This is a genomic window from Sphingomonas sp. (assembly GCF_029239295.1).
GTDB lineage: Bacteria > Pseudomonadota > Alphaproteobacteria > Sphingomonadales > Sphingomonadaceae > Sphingomonas.
On record NZ_JAQZBC010000013.1, the window covers coordinates 1 to 17,362 of the forward strand.

Sequence of the window (17,362 nt, forward strand, 5' to 3'; positions counted from 1 at the left end):
ACGGCGTGCGTGGTCGTGGCGCACCCATGACGAACCTGTCCCATACGGCTTCCTTCCATTCCAACGAAAGGATCGCACCATCAAATCGTGGGATCAAACAGCTAGGGCCACGGTTGGATCGACGAGGACGCTCTTCAGAACATGGAAAACGAGTTTCAGCCCGGCATGCCGGACACGGTCGCGCGCACGCGTGCGGAGCAGCACGTCGATGCATTCGAGCAGCAAGGAGGCTTGTTTGTAGAGGCGGTCCGGCGAACCCGCATGCCGATGTTGGTTGCCGACGCTACCCTCCCTGGACACCCCATCACCTTTGCCAATCCGGCCTTCCTGGAACTGAGCGGCTACTCACTGGACGAGCTGCTCGGCCAGAACCCGCACTTCATGAACGGGGCGGGCACCGATCCGGAGGCGATCAAGCAATATACGCAAGCAATGCACGATCGCGTCGATGCCACGCTGGAGATCGTCCAGTATCGCAAGGATGGCTGCGCTTTTCGCGCCATGCTGTTCGCGAGCCCGGTGGAAGATGGTCAGGGCACCGTAATTAGCCATTTCCTCTCCTACCTGGACACCACGCAGCGTTGGGAAGCAGAGGAAAATCTGCGGATACTGACAGCGGAGCTCGAAGACCGCGTCGCCGCCCGTACCGCCGAGCTGCAGGCTGCAAACGCAGAACTTACGAAGCTGGTGGCCCAGCGCGACCTTCTGATGGTAGAAGTGAACCACCGGGCAAAGAACAGCCTTGCGGTGGCCGACAGTCTGCTCGCGGTACAAGCGAGGCGACAGCCAGATCCGGCGGTACGGGCGCAATTCAAAGCTGCCCATGAGCGACTGCACGCGATGGCCAAGGTTCACGACTTGCTGAGCAAGTCTGAGACGAGTCAACGTGTGGACCTCGCCACCTATCTGGTGCAGCTGTGCGACGCACTTGGCGGTATTGCAGACCGCGCCCGCATCCGAGTCCGCGCGGAGGCCGACACTGGAATATTGCTGGATCCCGACACGGCTTTTCCGGTTGGGATCATCCTCACCGAACTGATCACGAATGCTCTGAAGCATGCCTTTCCCGAGGGCTGGAGCGGGGCCATCCTCGCGCAGGCCCAACAGGCCGGGGGCGGGAGAATAGAACTTTTAGTTCGAGATGACGGGGTAGGTATGCGCCAACTTCGGGAAGGTTCGCTTGGTTTCGGCCTCGTCCGCTCACTAGTGAACCAGCTCCGCGGCGACATCGCGATAGAGGGAGGCGCGGGCGTCGCGGTACGGATCACCTTCGAGAACCCTGCCGCCTGACCGCCCCAGAGACGAGCAAAACCGACTCGCCGCTAAGGGTCCAACACGCCGCTCCACGCTCGATCCAATTGCGTCCACTTTTCGCGCTTTTGTCCCACAAGCTGCCTGGCCGCAGCCGGTCCAGACCGCTGCCGTACCGCTGCCTCAAAATGATTTGGCCCGCTTCGCAGACAAGGCGGGTTTCAGCATGAAAGTGCAAAGTCGCTTCGGTTGATATTAGAAGCACGAGCGCGCTACCCGCTAGCAGGCTGTTGAAGAAGTAGCCGAGAGGGCGCGGAAGGCTGCGGGCTACGGCTTTCGGCGGTCGTATTCGGCCCAGCGATCTTGCGTACACGGCGGCTCTGGGCGGCGACCCCGGGCGGGGCGAGGGAGACGGCGAGCATCGGGTGCGGGCGAGCCGCTGATGCGGTCGCTCCGAGCAGCTTGGGCAACCGGATCAGGTTATAGGCGGCCGCCGCGAAGGTGAACGACCAGTCGACCTTCTGGAGGTCGCGGAGCTTGGTTCGTCGCACTTGATCCAGCCGAACGCCTCCTCGATCCGCTCGCGGACGCGCAGGCTGGCGACCTAGACGGCGTGGCGAGTGGTGCGGAGATCGATCGCCGAACGTCTGCGGCTGACGTTCTGGGCGACGTGCGGTCGGACGTGCAGTGTACGCAGCTCCTCGACGAAGTCGGCGGCGTCGTAGCCGCGGTCGGCACCCAGCGTGATGCCGCGGGGCCGGACGGCATGGGGCTCGATCATCTCCAGCGCGGCAAGGCGCTCGGCATGACCGGAGACGCGCGTGAGCCGGGCATCGACGAGCAGACCCGACCGGTTCTCCATGAGGCCGTAGCCGATGAAGCAGAGCTTCGCCTCCATGCCCGAGCCCTTGCGGTAGAGCATCGCATCAGGATCGGTGGTGCTGGCGTGCGTGGCGTTGGAACGCTTCTCGGCGGAAGTCGACGGTCGGGTTGCGCCCGCCGTCGCCGCGATCGCCGCCCTCCGAACGGTCTTGCTCGTCCCGCGGGTGGAAGCTCTTCATGCTGGCCCAGACTTCGATGAGCGTCCCGTCGACGCTGAAATGATCGTTCGACAGCCGCCGCCGGACACGGGGCTGCGCCAGGATCGCGGACAGGAACCGCGCAGCGATGTCGCCGTCGAGCAGCCGGTCGCGGTTCTTGGAAAAGGTCGAGTGGTCCCACACTGGCTCGTCCACCCCGAGGCCGAAGAACCAGCGGAACAGCAGGTCGAACTCCAGCCGCTCCATCAGCTGCCGCTCCGAGCGCACCGAGTAGAAGGCTTGGAGCAGCATCGCCCGCAGCAGCATCTCGGGCGCGATCGACGGCCGCCCCATGCCCGAATACAGCGCCGCAAACTCGCTCGACAGCGCGTCGAGCGCTCCGCTCACCACCGTCCGGATCGCCCGAAGCGGGTGATCGCACCGGACCCGCCGCTCCAGGTCCACGTACGAAAACAGCTCGCCCGACCGCTTGTCCGTGCCCCGCATCCCACCCTCGCTCGAGGATCACCGCCAACAAGTGAATCACGTCCCAAACGCTCGCGCCACCGACTTCTTCAACAGCCTGCTAGAGGAAAACGTCATCAAAGCGTTGAGGACAGTAGTTGCCGACGAGTTCGGGTTCGCCGCCCCCGCGGGGTATGACCACTTCGACACGTCTATTCTGTGCACGGCCGACAGGATCGTCGCTTCCGTCGGGCCGAGTATTCGACACGATCGGCTCACTTTCACCTTTACCGGTTACCTTGAATGCGCGAGTTCGCACGCCGACCTGTTGCTTTAGCCGGCCGGTCACCTACTGTTACCCGAACATTGCGTCAGCGGCGTTTAATTGTTTGAACATTCGACGCTGTTAGATACGCAGACATGTCCTCGCTAGCGTGAGAAATTGATGACAGATGAGCGCGTACCGCATCGCCGGCCCATGCTGCATAGCGTGACCTTGCGTGGCCCCACAGTATTGGATTGCGAGGCGCGAGCCACGGATGTATCTGAGGCAGGATGCCGCGTATCCGTGCCGATCAAGATCTTGGCCGGCTCGTATGTAGAGGTGAGCTTCACCTCGTCTATCAATGCGCAGGGTTGGGTGGCATGGTCAAAAAATGGCGTGATCGGCGTTCATTTTGCGGTGCCCATGGCACCGAGGGTTGTTGCCCAGCTAACCGACATCGAGATTTAGCGCGTTACTGCGCGGCTGTGCCGGCGCTGCGACTCTCAGACGGCGGAACTTTACAACCTTTCGACGGAATTCTTGGCAACATCTAAGCGGCGACATATCCAAAGAGCCCGTCAACCACTTCGACGAATGTTGTGCGATCTGTGACGGGGGCATCTTCCCACCCCTACCTTGGCCAGCACGCTCGAGTGCTCGGGAAGGCTGTGCGTGATCGCGATAGTAGCAATGCGGCGTTGTTCCTGATGGCTGAGAACTGGCTGCATCTCGCCGCCGTAGCAATCACCGGTGATTGACCGCAGATCGGCCCTGCGTCTTATCGGCACCTCTCATGCTCAGGAGACTGGGCGACGACGCACTGTCGGCGCGCTTGGAAAGTCAAACCTTAGCTTGGCCATCACCTTACACGCGCAGTTTGCCGCGCGAGTACTGCTTAACACCTACGAAGATTTCATAACCGAAGTCGATAACGCCGGCTCCTGGGTTAGAACGAAAAACAGGAGACATAACAGGCCACAATAAAGATTACGGGAAAAAGGCCGATCATACCAGACGATTCTCACATGCACTGACGAAAAGGGCTCACACCATTAATGAAAAAGCCCATAGCTTAAGCATTCGGTAGTTTTTTATGATGTAAAAAACAACTTTGCATTGCAGGCGCAGGGAAGTGAACGTTTCTATTCACGCAAAGCTGGGACCGACGGCAACGACCGCGCGTTGGCTTTTTGACCCCGCGGGCAGCGTTGCCTCAAACGGCCGCGCCTTTCTTCTCGGGGAACTGCTCAGCTCAATTCCTGCAGCCCTTATGGCTTCATTTTGTTCGCTGATCGTCGCCGGGGCAGCGCTCCTCCGCAGTGGCGACCCGGTTTACGCCGGATTTTGTGCCCTCGAGGTTTTGCTGGTGGGCGCGCGATTGGCTGAGTGGCGATCACGCTCGTCGCGGGTGCGGAGCGATCCCGAATATGTGCCCAGTATAGGCCCGTCCGTCACGTTGTCGGTGCTATGGTGCGTGCTCCAAGGCGCCATGGCGTTCGTCATGATGTCGTCCGGCGACCTTGTACTTTGTGTCCTATCAGCCACACTGACAATGGCTATCCTGGGTCCGATCTGCGCGCGCAATTACGCTGCACCGCGGTTCGCCTTCTTGCTGGTGCTGCTGTGTGATCTGCCGTTTGTGGCCGGAGCGGTGGCATCGGGCGAACCTTGGCTTGCCGTCATCGTCGTGCTGACTCCGCCCTTTCTGATCGGCGCCATGCAGATCATTCGTTCGTTCGGCCACTCTATTGTTCTGACGCTCGAAGCCGAGGCCAAGGCGCTGCACTTGGCGGAGCATGATTCGTTGACTGGTATTCTGAACCGCCACGGCATGGATCGCGCGCTCAGCCAGATTACGCCAACGGGCGAGCGACAGATGGCGCTGCTCAGCATTGATCTCGACGGGTTCAAGCAAGTGAATGACAGACACGGTCACGGTGCCGGCGACGTATTGCTGACAATGGTGGCAGAGCGGCTGGGACGGGAGCTGCGAGCAGAGGATCTGCTCGCGCGCATGGGTGGTGACGAGTTCATGGCAATCGTCCGGGATATGACGCCCGAACATGTCGCACCCCTCGTCGATCGGCTGGTTGAAACCATCTCTCATGACCCGTACCGCGTCGGGGAACTCGCTGTTCGGGTGGGTGCAAGCATAGGCTTCGCTTGCCTTCCGGAGGATGCGGCGAGCGCGGCCGAGCTACGCCTGCGAGCTGACGACGCCCTGTATACCGCAAAGGGCGAAGGAAAAGGGGTTGGCCGGCGTTATCGCGGCACCCTGCAAACCGCAGAATGCGGGGCATCGGCGAACGACGCGCAGCAACTTCTCCTGGACTGATCATGGCAACCGGCACCGTGCGGCAGTGAAACGGCATTGGCGCCGGACAGTCACCGCCGGCAAGCCATGGATGCAACAGGACAGGACCGAGGAACTTGCCTGATTGTACCCCCTCCCGTACCCCTTGCTGTGCAACTCGCGAATAATGGGGTAGCAATGTCGCGCAATTTCGACAGCTTAGCAGGTGAGATTTAGCGGTCGGGACTCCCGTCCTCCCCACCATCCGTTCATCAGCGTTGAACTCTTCCGCCTCGACGACGGTCATCTGTTCGCCTGCCCCGCCAGTCGCAGCTGAATAGCTTCCGCCGACCTGATCGGCGCCAGCCACGTCCACCGCGGGAAATCAGGCGCTGTAGCTCGCCCGTCCGGCAACGCGACCGTGCCAGGCTGCCACATTCTCCCACTCCGCCATCGGCTCCATCCCGATCAGCGCGGCGAAATCGATGATCGTGACCGCTGCGATATCCGCCATCGAATAATCGTCCCCCATGATGAAGGCACGCCCGTCGGCCAACTCGCGATCTAACCACGCCATTGATCGCCCCAACAGCTCGCGATTCGACGCGCCATAATCCTGATACTGGGTCAGCAGCGCCGCGGTCGCCGGATGAGCGTGGCGCCAGAACATCTTGGTAGGCTCGCCGAACTGGATCTCGATCCGGCGGATCCACATGTCGACCAGTGCCTGCTCCAGCGGCGCCTGCCCGAACAGCGGCGGCTGCGGATGCAGGGCGTCGAGATAGCGGCAGATCGAGACCGTTTCGGAAATGGTGGTCCCGTCGTCCAGTTCCAGCACCGGCACCTGCCCCAGCGGATTGCGTGCGAGATGCTCGGGCGCCTTATGCTCCCCGCGCCTGAGGTCCAGCAGCACCTCGTCGAGGGACACGCCCTTCTCGGCCGCTGCCATGCGGACACGGCGGGGATTGGGGGCCGGCGATGGCGCGCTGTACAGTTTCATGGCGGCATCCTGACGCATGGCCCGGCAAAACAAAAGCCGTTGTGCGATCCCTCATCCGGCGTCACCGCCACGTTAATCTCTGCCCGCCCCGCCACCTTCAGCGGCCGCGCGGCAGCCTTGGTGAATATCGCCGTGATGAGAGGGACATAAAGCGACGCTCGCGCATTTCCGGTCAGCGCCATGACACTGCCCCAGAGCCTTTCGATCGCTATGCTCCTGGGCATGATGGTGCTCTTCATCTGGGGGCGCTTCCGCTACGACGTCACTGCCATCATTGCCCTGCTGGCGGCGTTGCTGGTCGGGATCGTAAAGCCTGAGGACGCCTTCAAGGGTTTCTCGGACGACATCGTGATAATCGTCGGCTCCGCGTTGGTGATCTCGGCCGCGGTGCAACGCTCCGGCATTCTCGAACGCGCGCTTCGCAAGCTGAGCCGCCGGGTGACCCGGGTGCGCTCGCAATTGCTGGTGCTCACCGGCTCGGTCGGCATCGCGAGCGCGCTGGTGAAAAATATCGGCGCGCTCGCGATGCTGATGCCCGCGTCGTTCCAGATGGCGAAGCGCAATGACACCAGCCCTTCCGTCTTCCTGATGCCGATGTCCTTTGCCGCGCTGCTGGGCGGGTTGATGACGCTGGTCGGCACGTCGCCCAACATCATCGTCAGCCGCGTACGCGAACAGATGACCGGGCATCCGTTCGGCATGTTCGATTATACCCCGGTCGGGCTTGGGCTGTTCCTAATGGGGCTGGTGTATCTGCGCTTCGCCTACCGCCTCATTCCGCGCGATCGCCGCGCTGCGCCGACGATGGGCGAGGCGCTGGATATCACCGGCTATGTGACTGAGGTCGAGCTGCCCGAGGGGTCGCCCGCGATCGGCGAGACAGTGCAGGCTTTCCTTGATCGCCACGAGGGCGAGATCATCCTCACCCAGATGCTGCGCGCCGGTATGCGTAGCGCGCCCGGCCCCGGCATGACGCTGCAGGAAGGCGACACGCTGATCCTCAGCGGCGCGCCTGACGCGCTTGAACGCGCGATCGCCAGCGATCGGCTCGCCTATGAGGGCGAAGGGCGCGATGCGGCGCAGGAACAGCGCGACAAGGAGAAAGGCAACACGTCGGGCGAGGTCGGCGTGATCGAGGCGGTGGTCAACATGGGCTCCACGCTGGAGGGGCAGACCGCCGGGCGGCTGAACCTGCAGCACATGTTCGGGGTCAATCTGGTCGCGATCTCGCGGCGCGGCGAACGACTGTCGCGCCGGCTAGCCAACACCGTGCTTCAGGCCGGCGACGTCGTCGTCCTGCAAGGCCCGCTGGACACCATGCCCGAAAAGCTGCGCCAGCTCGGCTGCCTGCCGCTGGCAGAACGCGAGCTGCGTCTGGGATCACGCCGCGCGACCTGGCTGCCGATCATCATCCTTGCCGCCGCGATGTTCCTGACCGCGATGGGCTGGGTTCCGGTCGCGGTCGCCTTCTTCGCCGCCGCAGGCCTCGTCATGGTGACCGGCGCGATCAGCCCGAGAGAGGCCTATGATCATGTCGAATGGCCGATCCTGATCATGCTCGGCGCGCTGATCCCGGTATCGGATTCGCTGCGGACCACCGGCGCGTCGGAGGTGATTGCCACCGGCCTGGCGCAGGTCGCCACTACCCTGCCCGCCTGGGGCGCGGTCGCGCTCATTCTCGCGGCGGCGATGGCGGTGACGCCGTTCCTGAACAATGCCGCCACGGTGCTCGTGATGGCGCCGATCGCGGCGCAATTCGCCGGCGACCTTGGCTATCGGCCGGAAGCGTTCCTGATGGCCACCGCCGTCGGCGCCGGTTGTGACTTCCTCACGCCGATCGGTCACCAGTGCAACACGCTGGTCCTGGGTCCAGGCGGATATCATTTCGCGGACTATGCCCGGCTGGGCGCGCCATTGTCGCTGTTGGTGCTGGTGCTCGGCACCCCGCTCATCCTGTTCTTCTGGCCGCTGTCCTGATCATCGCGACCTATGCGTCGCTGGGTGCCAAGCGCCTCGCGCGCCGTCACAGATTGGCCTGCTCCTCCTTCGGAAGCTCGGCGTCGGGGCCATAGTAAAGCGTTGCGCACTCCCCCGCGAGACAGCCCCCTTCGATCTCGATGTCGTCGCGATAGGCGTCGGCGATGAATGCCAGCGTGTCGACGTGCTTCGCCTCGAAATACATCGGGTGAACGTCCTCGCGGCCAGCGCCGAACACGACCCGTCTGACTTTCGACCAGATCGATGCCATGGTGCACATCCCGCACGGCTGCAGCGTCGAATAAAGCGTCGCGCCGCGCAACTCGAGTTCACCGGTCCCCTCGCAGGCGCGCCTGATCGCCATCATTTCTGCATGGGCGGTCGCGTCGGGCAACTCATGCGTCTGGTTGCGCTCTGCCGCGATCACCTTGCCATCCAGCACGATCACGCAGCCCAGCGGTGAGGTGGAGGGATGCGACCCCTTCGATCGGGCCACGTCCAGCGCCATCCGCATCCATCGTTCGTCGTCATCCTTGCGCATCAGCAATCCCTTCGACCGTGCCAACGCATCACGTGCCGGATCGCCGCCCGACAGAATGAGCAGGCGTCGCCCGCTGCGGCATTGCCCGAACTGTTAACCAGTCGCGATTATGCCGGCCCGGACCTTTCTGCGGCATCGCGTCGCATGGGGCATCGATCGGGGGCATGGTGGGGCACAAGGCGAAGACAACGATATTCGGGCGCTTGCGGGACGACCGCGGCGGCAACGTGCTTGCGATCATGGCCGCGGCGATGATCCCGATCATCGCCATGGTCGGCTCCGGCATCGACATGACCCGTGCGTATATGGCGCAGAACCGCTTCCGCCAGGCATGCGACGCCGGCTCACTCGCCGGCCGGCGCCTGCTCAGCGGGCTGGCGGTAACTGAGGCCGCTCGCGAAGAGGCAGCCCGCTATTTCGCGTTCAACTTCCCTCAGGGCGCGTTCAAGTCCGCGCCCTACACGCTCACCATGACCGTGCCGACGGCGGGCACGCTGAAGATCGCCACCGAGACGACGGTGCCGACGACGTTGATGAAGATGTTCGGCTTCGACACGCTGCCGGTCCATGCGGAATGCGCCGCGACGCAGGATTTCATCAACACCGACATCATGCTCGTCTTCGATCTGTCGGGCTCGATGAATTGCGCACCGGGCGGATCTGGCGACTGCGGCGGCATTGAGGCGTCTAATTCCAAGATCGGGGCACTGCGCACTGCGGCGATTAGCCTCTACGATACGCTCGAACCAGCGCAGACCCAGTTGTACGAAAACAACCTTCGTCTTCGCTATGGCTTCGTCAATTACAACAGCTCGGTCAACGTCGGTCGGCTCCTTTACCAGAAGAACCCGGATTGGCTGGTGGATTCAGCGACCTATCGGTCACGAACACCGAACTGGATCGATGCCAGAGCAATCTTCAACGGCAAGTCTGCGTGCGAACAGGCCTATAACGATCAACTGGCTAGCAAGAATGGCTATACCGGGTTCATGGGCGGATGGTGGCTGACCGGCAACAATTGCCAGGTCATCGGCCAGACCAAATCGCTGCCGAGCGGATACACCTACGAACGGCGCACGCTCGATGTTCGCGCCCATCTGGCGAGCAACCTCGCCGCGACCGGAGCAACCAATCCGGTCCCCATCTGGCCGATCATCGGCACCAACGCCCCCAATGACGACCGGCCGTACATCAAAACCTCGATTTGGAATGGGTGCATTGAGGAACGTCAGACGAATGCGACCGCGATCGACGGGGGCAATGCGACCGCCGCGCCGCTGGATGCCTATGATCTCGACATCGACATGATCCCCAATTCCGACGCTACGCGGTGGAAGCCGATGTGGGGTGACATCGCGTGGCGGGGGAACAACCAGCAACCCGACGCGCCCTGCCCGACCGAGGCTCGGCGGCTGCGCAACTATCACCAGAACAGGGCGAGCTTCGTCGACTATGTGAACGGACTGCGCGCCCAGGGTAATACCTATCACGATCTGGGCGTGATCTGGGGCGCCCGCCTCATCTCGGGGACCGGAATATTTCGCTCGTCCACACCCGAGACAAACGACATCAACGACCCGGACAATCCGGAGAAGATCCGCGGTTTCTCCGTCAAGAAGTACATGATCTTCATGACCGATGGCGAAATGGCGCCGACGACAACCGTTTATTCCGCTTACGGCATCGAAACGCTCGACCGGCGGGTCCTGGCCAATGCCGGCAACAACAACACCAATCTGACCCGCCGCCACCTTCAGCGGTTTCGGATGGCCTGCAATGCCGCCAAGTCGAAGGGCATCGACGTGTGGGTCATCGCCTTTGCGACCAAATTGACGACAGACATGGAGCGGTGCGCGTCGAAGCCCGGTCAGGCGGCTAGTCTGTCGACCAATGCGGCGTTGATCGCGAAGTTTGAGGAGATCGGCTCCAAGATCGGCTCGTTGCGGCTCAGCGAATAAGGGCTGCCACCGGCGCCCTCATTGCCGTCAGTCGGTGGCGCCGGCCCGCGCGGCGGCCACCGCCTCGCGCATGGTCGCCAGGTCCGCCGCCCCGGGCAGCAGATAGCGGCCGATCAGCAGCGCCGGGGTGCCGGCCAGCCCGATGGTCGCCGCAAAGCGGCCGGTCCGCGCGATGGCGGCGTCGATGGCATCGCCATGCGCCGCCAGGTCCGCCTGCAACCGCGCCCAATTCACCCCTGCCCGATCCGCCGCGACGCGGATCGACTGGCTCGTGATCCGGCCCTGCGTCTGCATCAGCGCATTGTTGAACGCGGTGTGCCGCCCCTGATAATTGACCGCGATCGCGGCGCGCGCCGCTTCGCGTGAGATCGCGCCGAAGATCGGCCAGTCGCGATAGACCACCCGGATCTTGGGATCTTCGCGGCGCAGCTGCTCGATCGTCGGGTGGACCTTGCGGCAATAGGGGCACTGATAGTCGGAGAATAAAACCAGCGTCACGTCCGCGCCGGCCGGGGCGATCGTCGGGAGGACCGGATCGTTCTGGATCTGGCGATGAAGCGCCGCGCCACTGGCGGGCGCGCGCGGCGTCCGGTCCACGGCCTGCGCCAAGGCGCCCGGTGCGGTGACCAGTGCCGCGGCAGCAATCGCCAGCATCACGGAATAACGGGCGTTCACGGCGTACTTCCTTCCAGATCGTTGATCGCCGCCATCAGGCTGGCGCGCGAGATCTCGCCGGTATGGCGATGGACGATTCTGCCCGCCGAATCGACGAACAATGTGGTGGGATAGCCGCCCGCCGTCGTTGCCACGGCGACATGGCCCCCGGGGTCCAGTGCAATCGCGTCGCCCCCCAGCCCCTCGCTCGTCAGGAAGCGGCGCACGGCGGCGCGATCCTCGCGCTGGTTGATCAGCAGAACGGGGATATTCGACTGCCGGGCCACGTCGATGATCATCGGCATCTCGCGCCGGCACGGGCCGCACCACGTCGCCCACAGGTTGAGCACGAAGGGCTTTCCCCGCATCGTATCGATCGCCACGGGCGCGCCGCCTAGGTTATAGACGGTCAGCCCGCGCGGCAGCGGCCGGGGCTCGGGCGCGAATGCTGCTGTCAGCCCCGCATGGCCCAGCGACAGCACGACCAGCGCGCCTAGCAGCAGCGCCGTCGCGCGCTGGCGCCCCAGCACCACCAGCACGGCGGTCGCCGCACCGGCCACCCCGATCGTCGGCGCAAAGCCGCCCTGCCAGATCGCGATTATCGACCAGGGCTCAGCCCGAAAGGCGGAAAAGTGCTGCGCCACAAAGCCTAGCCGCGCCGCAACCACGCCAGCCAACAGTGCCACGCCGGCGGCGCGTTCGGCCGGCGCTTTCGTGCGGCGCGCGATCAGCATGCCTATCGCCAGGAATATCCACATCGCGGCAACGGCCAGCGCGCGATCGGCCGCGATCATCAACGGCCCGATCGACCATGTCCCGTCCATCCGGTCGCCTCACTGATACAGGGCGTGCCCAAACGCCAAATGGTGCCGCGGCATGCTCGCCGCGTCGTCTGCCCGACTATGGCGCACCGCCTCGCAGATCAACCACACTGCGCCGGCGCGTCCGCTAAGCTCGCGCCGCCATCGGCACCGATCAGGAAACCGAGCGTTTTTGTGCGCTGCAACATAATCCCTTGAACGCCCGATATTTTCGCTGCATGGCAGCATTTCGCTACACTTCAGAAACAAAGCTTGGAACCAAAGCTTTGTTGGTTCGGTCCGCCGATACATGCCCTCCCCACCGCTGCCTTATGAGTTCAAGCCGCACGAGCGGCCCTTTCTGCCCGGATCGCCGGCTACGCCGGATCATCCGATGGGGCGGCGCATCGCCTATTTCGCGATCGGCATTCTGCTTGGCCTGACCGGCGGGCTCAGCAACGGGCTGCTGCTGGCGAACCTTCCGCAGATTCAGGGCTCGCTCGGGTTGAGCCCGGTCGAGGGCGGATGGCTCAGCGCGATCTATTCGATGACCAGCGTGTGCATGAGCATGCTGCTGATCAAATTCCGTCAGCAATTCGGCCTGCAGCGCTTCAATCGCGTGTTCCTGACCGGCTTCCTCGCGGTCACCGTCCTTCAGGTATTCGTCCACAGCTATGGGGTCGAGCTGTTGACACGCGCCGCGGCAGGGATCGTGGGCAGCGGCCTGACGACCCTTTGCTTCTTCTACATCATGCAGGCGATGCCCGCTCCGGCCCGGCTGTCGGGCATGATCATCGGTTTCGGCCTGGCGCAGCTGGGGCTGCCGCTCGCCCGGATCATCTCCCCCTTCCTGCTCGCTGACGGCAACATCCAGAATCTGTTCGTGTTTGAACTGGGGCTGACGCTGCTGTGTCTCGGTGCGGTCGCGCTGCTGCGGCTGCCGCCAAGCGAGCGCTTCCCGGCCTTTGAAAAGCTCGACTTCTTGACCTTTGCATTGTTCGCGCCGGGCATGGCGCTGCTGTGCGGCGTGCTGGTGCAGGGCCGCATCGTGTGGTGGAGCACGGCCTGGCTCGGCTATGCGACCGCGGCGGCCATTGTCCTGATCGGCGCCGCGATGCTGATCGAGCACAATCGGGCAAACCCGCTGCTCAACACCCGCTGGATGCGCACGCGCAACGTCTTGCGCTTCATCGTCATCGTCGCCGCGATCCGCGTTCTCCTGTCGGAGCAGACCTATGGGTCGACCGGGCTGCTGACGGCGCTCGGCATGGGCAATGACCAGCTCGTGACGCTCAACGTCATCATCTTGGCGGGATCGGTGGCAGGGCTGGCGGCGGGGGTGCTGTTCCTCAATCCCAAGGACCTGCTGTGGCAGGTGGTCGCCTCGGCAATGATCATCGCGGTCGTTGCTTTCATGGATTCGGATGCGACGAACCTCACCCGGCCGGGCAATTTCTACCTGAGCCAGGGGCTGCTCGGTTTTGCCGCGCTGTTCTGGATGGGGCCGGTGACGATGGTCGGCATCCTTCGCGCGATCTCCAAGGGCCCCAGCCATATTGTCAGCTTCTCGGCGGTGTTCGGCATTGCGCAAACGGTCGGCGGCCTCGCCGGAACGGCGGTTCTCGGCACGATCCAGGTCATGCGCGAACGGCTGCATTCGCAGGAGATCGTTCACACCCTCACCGCCGGCGACCCGCTGGTCACGCAGCGGCTGCAGCAGCTCGGCGGCGCTTATGCCCGGGTGGAGGGCGACGCGATGCTGCGTCAGGCGGAGGGTGCGGTGCTGTTCAGCCAGCAGGTAACGCGAGAGGCGAACATTCTCGCCTTCAACGATGTCTTCACCGGGGTTGGCATTCTGGCCCTGGTGGTGGTGCTATGGCTCGGCGGCCGTTGGGTGTGGTTGAAGATGCACGGGATCAATCCGTTGGCGGAGGAATTAGCGGCGATGCAGAAGATGCGTGAGCGTGCGACCCAATGAGCGAGACACGATCGCGCGCTGATCACCCGGCGGCCGAGGAGCGGCTGGAAGATCCGGTCGAAGCCGCAACGCCGGTGCCCGATCGTGGGCGCGGCTGGGCCCCGCCGCGCGGCGGGCTGCTGTCGACGCTGTTCTTCGTCGCACTGGTCATCGCCGGCGCGCTGATCGCGCTTTGGGCATGGGATCTGCCGCCCTTCCGCCGCAGCCTCCAGACTACCGACAATGCGTACGTTCGCGGCCAGACTACCGTTATCGCGCCGCAAGTGAACGGCTATGTCGTCGAGGTACTGGTGCGGGATTTCGATACGGTGAAGGCGGGTCAGGTGCTCGCCCGCATCGATGATCGCATCTACCGCCAGCGCGTCGAACAGGCGCGCGCCAACCTCCAGACGCAGCGCGCCAACCTTGCCAATTCGCAGCAGAGCGAACGCTCGCGCCGGGCCGCCGTCGGCGGGCAGGATGCCGCAATCGCTGGCGCACGCGCACAGCTCGCCCGAGCACAGGCCGACATGCGCCGCGTGGACGATCTGGTGGCGCAGGGCTCGGTCTCCTTGCGCGAACAGGATCAGACCCGCGCCGCGCTGGCGCAGGCGGCAGCAGCGGTGCGCCAGGCGGAAGCCCAGCGCACCATCGGTGAGCAGGAGGTGCGCTCCGTCACCGTTGGCCGCGGCGGGCTGGAGGCAGCGGTGGCGAATGCCCAAGCCGCGCTACGGCTGGCCGAGATCGATCTGGCCAATACCGTCATCCGCGCCCCCCAGGCGGGCAAGCTGGGCGAGGTGAGCGTCCGGCTCGGCCAATATGTCACCGCCGGCACGCAATTGATGTTCCTGGTGCCCCCGACGGTCTGGGTATCGGCCAATTTCAAGGAGGCGCAGACCGCGCGCATCTTCCCGGGGCAGCCCGCCGTGCTACGTGTCGATGCCCTGGGTGGCGCCGAGATCCGCGGCCGTGTGGAGCGGCTGTCGCCAGCGGCGGGCAGCGAATTCTCGGTCATCAGGCCCGACAATGCGACCGGCAATTTCGTGAAGGTGCCGCAGCGGCTGACCGTCAGGATCGCGGTTGACCAGCGTGATCCGCTCTACCCACGGCTCAGCCCGGGCATGTCGGTGGAGGCGCGGGTTGATACGCGCGGCGCGCCCGCGCCGGTGGCTCGATGAAGCCCGCGTCGACGCTCGCCCTCATCCTGGTGCTCGCCGGCTGCGCGGCCCCCAACCCGCCGCCGCCCGGCTCGGCCAGCGTCACCGCGCCGCTGCAATGGCGCACGACGCTTCCCGCCGACGATGCGCTGAACGCTGACTGGTGGCGGCGCTTCGGTGATCCGGTGCTGGACTCGCTCGTCGAACAGGCGCGCGCCAACAACCCCGACGTCGCGATTGCCGCTGCGCGCGTGCAGGAAGCGCGCGCCAGCGAGCGGCTGGCCCGGGCGCAGCTGTTCCCCGCGCTCGACGCCGGGGTCGGCGTCACGGAGGCGCGCGCGCTCAATCCGCTGGGCGTTGCCGCGGAGAATACCGGCGTCCAGCCGCTGTTCCAGGCCGCCTATGAGGTCGATCTGTTCGGCCGGATCGGTAATCAGGTAGAGGCCGCGCGCCAGTCCACCGCCGCCAGCGCCGCCGCGCGCGACGCCGCGCTTCTCTCGGTGACCGCAGCAACCGCCAGCGGCTACATCACGCTACGCGCACTCGACGCCCGCCGCGCGGTGGTGGAGGCGACCATCGCCTCGCGCGCAGAGGCGCTGCGCTTCGCCAAGTCGCGCGCGGACGTGGGCTACACCTCGCAATTGGAGCTGCGTCAGGCAGAGGCGGAGTATCGCGCCACCACACAGATCCTCCCGCAGGTACAGCTGGCGATCACCCGGCAGGAAAATGCGCTGAGCACGCTGACCGGCGTCACACCACGTGCCATTCCGCGCGGGCGACCGCTGTCCGCGCTGACCCCGCCGCCGGTGCCCGCCGGCCTTCCATCCGATCTGTTACGACGCCGCCCCGACATTGCGCAGGCGGAATACACCCTCGCCGCGACCGACGCATCGCTGGCAGCGGCGCGCGCGCAGTTCCTGCCCTCGCTGCGCCTCACCGGCTCGGCCGGACTGACGCTGTCGACCGCGCTCGCTGATCCGGTGTCGATCTGGTCGATCGGTGCCAGCATTCTGGCGCCGCTGTTTCAGGGCGGGCGGCTGCGCGCCAATGTCGAGGGCGCGGCGGCGCGGCGCAATCAGGCGGCGTTCGCCTATCAACGCACCGCGCTCACTGCCTTCCGCGAGGTCGAGGATAATCTGGCCGCCGTCGATCGCCTCGCAGCACAGCGGCGCGAGCTGGAGGCGCAGCGGACCGCCACGGCAGAGGCCCTTCGCCACGCCACCAATCGCTATCGTGCGGGCTATGCCGCCTATCTGGAACAGCTGGATGCGCAGCGCGCCTTGCTCAACGTCGATCTGACGCTGGTTCAGCTGCGCGCCGATCAGATCAACAGCGTGGTCGCGCTATACCAGGCGATGGGCGGCGGCTGGTCGGTCAATCAGCCGGGCGACTGACCGGGCCGCGCCCAAGCACGACGAGAATTGGCCCATCCCGCCCCCTGAGCGCCACCGTCACCGCACCGCAAGGGAGAACGGCACGACCGGCAGGGTGATCTCAGAGGGCGAGGGCCCGTGGCAGAGCGGCGCGTCCGGGGAGGGGGCTGGCGCGCGCCGCTCAGGGAACTGGTGTCAGCTGGCCGACTGGGTAGCGGCCAGACGGTCGAGATCAGCCATCAGCGCCGGGCGATCCGCCTCGGCTGCCTTGGCCAGGAATGGCGCCGGGTCGCCCACCTGCTTCGCCACATCCTGCTGGATCGCGTCGCGGCTGGCGTTGCACCACCCCGCCCGGCTGCCATTGGCAACGTTGCTCTCGACAAAGCTGCGCGAGGCAAGCACCCCGCCAGCGCCCGTGGCGGTACGGTTCACTTCCATGCTAGCCGACCACACGCAGCGCAGCGAGGACGGGCGGCCCGGCGGCGCCACGGCGCCCACCTGCTTCTGCTGGATCTTGATGTCGCCGCGATATTCCGCCTGCACGGCGCCCGACGAATGCTGGACGGAAAGGGTGTGGCTTGCCGGTGCGGCGCCGCTCGTCGCTGCTGCTGCAGCGGCCAAAATTGCGAAAATGGTCATGGTCATTCCTGAA

At 64.8% G+C, this 17,362-nt stretch carries 14 protein-coding genes and 1 pseudogene; 8 read left to right on the top strand and 7 right to left on the bottom strand.

What is annotated here, in order from left to right; translation table 11 throughout:
• The first annotated feature begins 141 nt into the window (after window positions 1-141).
• Window positions 142-1,290, top strand: a complete 1,149-nt coding sequence (locus K0S66_RS12585; protein ID WP_301075791.1) for a histidine kinase dimerization/phosphoacceptor domain -containing protein — start codon at window positions 142-144, stop codon at window positions 1,288-1,290.
• 410 nt (window positions 1,291-1,700) lie between these two features.
• Here the strand turns inward: K0S66_RS12585 and K0S66_RS12590 are convergent.
• Window positions 1,701-2,777 (bottom strand): annotated as a pseudogene (locus K0S66_RS12590) (IS5 family transposase); the annotation flags it as partial.
• A gap of 436 nt (window positions 2,778-3,213) precedes the next feature.
• On the opposite strand from K0S66_RS12590, the gene K0S66_RS12600 reads away from it, so the two are divergent.
• The gene (locus K0S66_RS12600) at window positions 3,214-3,468 is read left to right on the top strand and encodes a PilZ domain-containing protein (protein ID WP_301075881.1); all 255 of its coding nucleotides are present in this window, start codon (window positions 3,214-3,216) and stop codon (window positions 3,466-3,468) included.
• A gap of 664 nt (window positions 3,469-4,132) precedes the next feature.
• Window positions 4,133-5,335, top strand: coding sequence for a GGDEF domain-containing protein (locus K0S66_RS12605; RefSeq protein WP_301075792.1), 1,203 nt, complete (start codon window positions 4,133-4,135; stop codon window positions 5,333-5,335).
• Window positions 5,336-5,678: 343 nt separating this feature from the next.
• Here the strand turns inward: K0S66_RS12605 and K0S66_RS12610 are convergent, their stop codons facing one another.
• The gene (locus K0S66_RS12610; protein ID WP_301075793.1) at window positions 5,679-6,293 is read right to left on the bottom strand and encodes a glutathione S-transferase family protein; all 615 of its coding nucleotides are present in this window, start codon (window positions 6,291-6,293) and stop codon (window positions 5,679-5,681) included.
• Window positions 6,290-6,532, bottom strand: a complete 243-nt coding sequence (locus K0S66_RS12615) for a hypothetical protein (RefSeq protein ID WP_301075795.1) — start codon at window positions 6,530-6,532, stop codon at window positions 6,290-6,292. Before K0S66_RS12615 ends, K0S66_RS12610 begins: the two co-directional genes overlap by 4 nt.
• Between K0S66_RS12615 and K0S66_RS12620 the strand changes: the two genes are divergently transcribed.
• Window positions 6,516-8,270, top strand: a complete 1,755-nt coding sequence (locus K0S66_RS12620) for an SLC13 family permease (protein ID WP_301075796.1) — start codon at window positions 6,516-6,518, stop codon at window positions 8,268-8,270. The two genes, K0S66_RS12615 and K0S66_RS12620, sit on opposite strands and share 17 nt — an antisense overlap.
• Before the next feature lie 46 nt (window positions 8,271-8,316).
• On the opposite strand, the gene K0S66_RS12625 is transcribed toward K0S66_RS12620, so the two are convergent.
• Entirely contained in the window at window positions 8,317-8,811 is a 495-nt protein-coding gene (locus K0S66_RS12625; RefSeq protein ID WP_301075797.1) for a nucleoside deaminase, read from the bottom strand.
• Window positions 8,812-9,014: 203 nt separating this feature from the next.
• On the opposite strand from K0S66_RS12625, the gene K0S66_RS12630 reads away from it, so the two are divergent.
• Complete coding sequence (locus K0S66_RS12630) at window positions 9,015-10,769, top strand: TadE/TadG family type IV pilus assembly protein (protein WP_301075798.1); 1,755 nt, start codon at window positions 9,015-9,017, stop codon at window positions 10,767-10,769.
• Between the two features lie 27 nt (window positions 10,770-10,796).
• Here K0S66_RS12630 and K0S66_RS12635 read toward each other — a convergent pair whose 3' ends face one another.
• Both K0S66_RS12635 and K0S66_RS12640 read right to left on the bottom strand, forming a co-directional pair.
• Complete coding sequence (locus K0S66_RS12635; RefSeq protein ID WP_301075799.1) at window positions 10,797-11,444, bottom strand: DsbA family protein; 648 nt, start codon at window positions 11,442-11,444, stop codon at window positions 10,797-10,799.
• A complete protein-coding gene (locus K0S66_RS12640) occupies window positions 11,441-12,247 on the bottom strand; it encodes a TlpA disulfide reductase family protein (RefSeq protein WP_301075801.1) in 807 nt (268 codons plus the stop codon). Before K0S66_RS12640 ends, K0S66_RS12635 begins: the two co-directional genes overlap by 4 nt.
• 286 nt (window positions 12,248-12,533) lie before the next feature.
• Here K0S66_RS12640 and K0S66_RS12645 point away from each other — a divergent pair, with 286 nt between their 5' ends.
• The 3 genes from K0S66_RS12645 to K0S66_RS12655 are packed head-to-tail and all read left to right on the top strand — an operon-like array spanning window position 12,534 to window position 16,731.
• The gene (locus K0S66_RS12645) at window positions 12,534-14,201 is read left to right on the top strand and encodes an MFS transporter (RefSeq protein WP_301075802.1); all 1,668 of its coding nucleotides are present in this window, start codon (window positions 12,534-12,536) and stop codon (window positions 14,199-14,201) included.
• Complete coding sequence (locus K0S66_RS12650) at window positions 14,198-15,358, top strand: HlyD family secretion protein (RefSeq protein WP_301075803.1); 1,161 nt, start codon at window positions 14,198-14,200, stop codon at window positions 15,356-15,358. The genes K0S66_RS12645 and K0S66_RS12650 overlap by 4 nt, the downstream gene beginning before the upstream one ends.
• A complete protein-coding gene (locus K0S66_RS12655) occupies window positions 15,355-16,731 on the top strand; it encodes an efflux transporter outer membrane subunit (protein ID WP_301075804.1) in 1,377 nt (458 codons plus the stop codon). Before K0S66_RS12650 ends, K0S66_RS12655 begins: the two co-directional genes overlap by 4 nt.
• Before the next feature lie 174 nt (window positions 16,732-16,905).
• Here K0S66_RS12655 and K0S66_RS12660 read toward each other — a convergent pair whose 3' ends face one another.
• Complete coding sequence (locus K0S66_RS12660) at window positions 16,906-17,349, bottom strand: hypothetical protein (protein ID WP_301075805.1); 444 nt, start codon at window positions 17,347-17,349, stop codon at window positions 16,906-16,908.
• Between the last annotated feature and the right edge of the window lie 13 nt (window positions 17,350-17,362).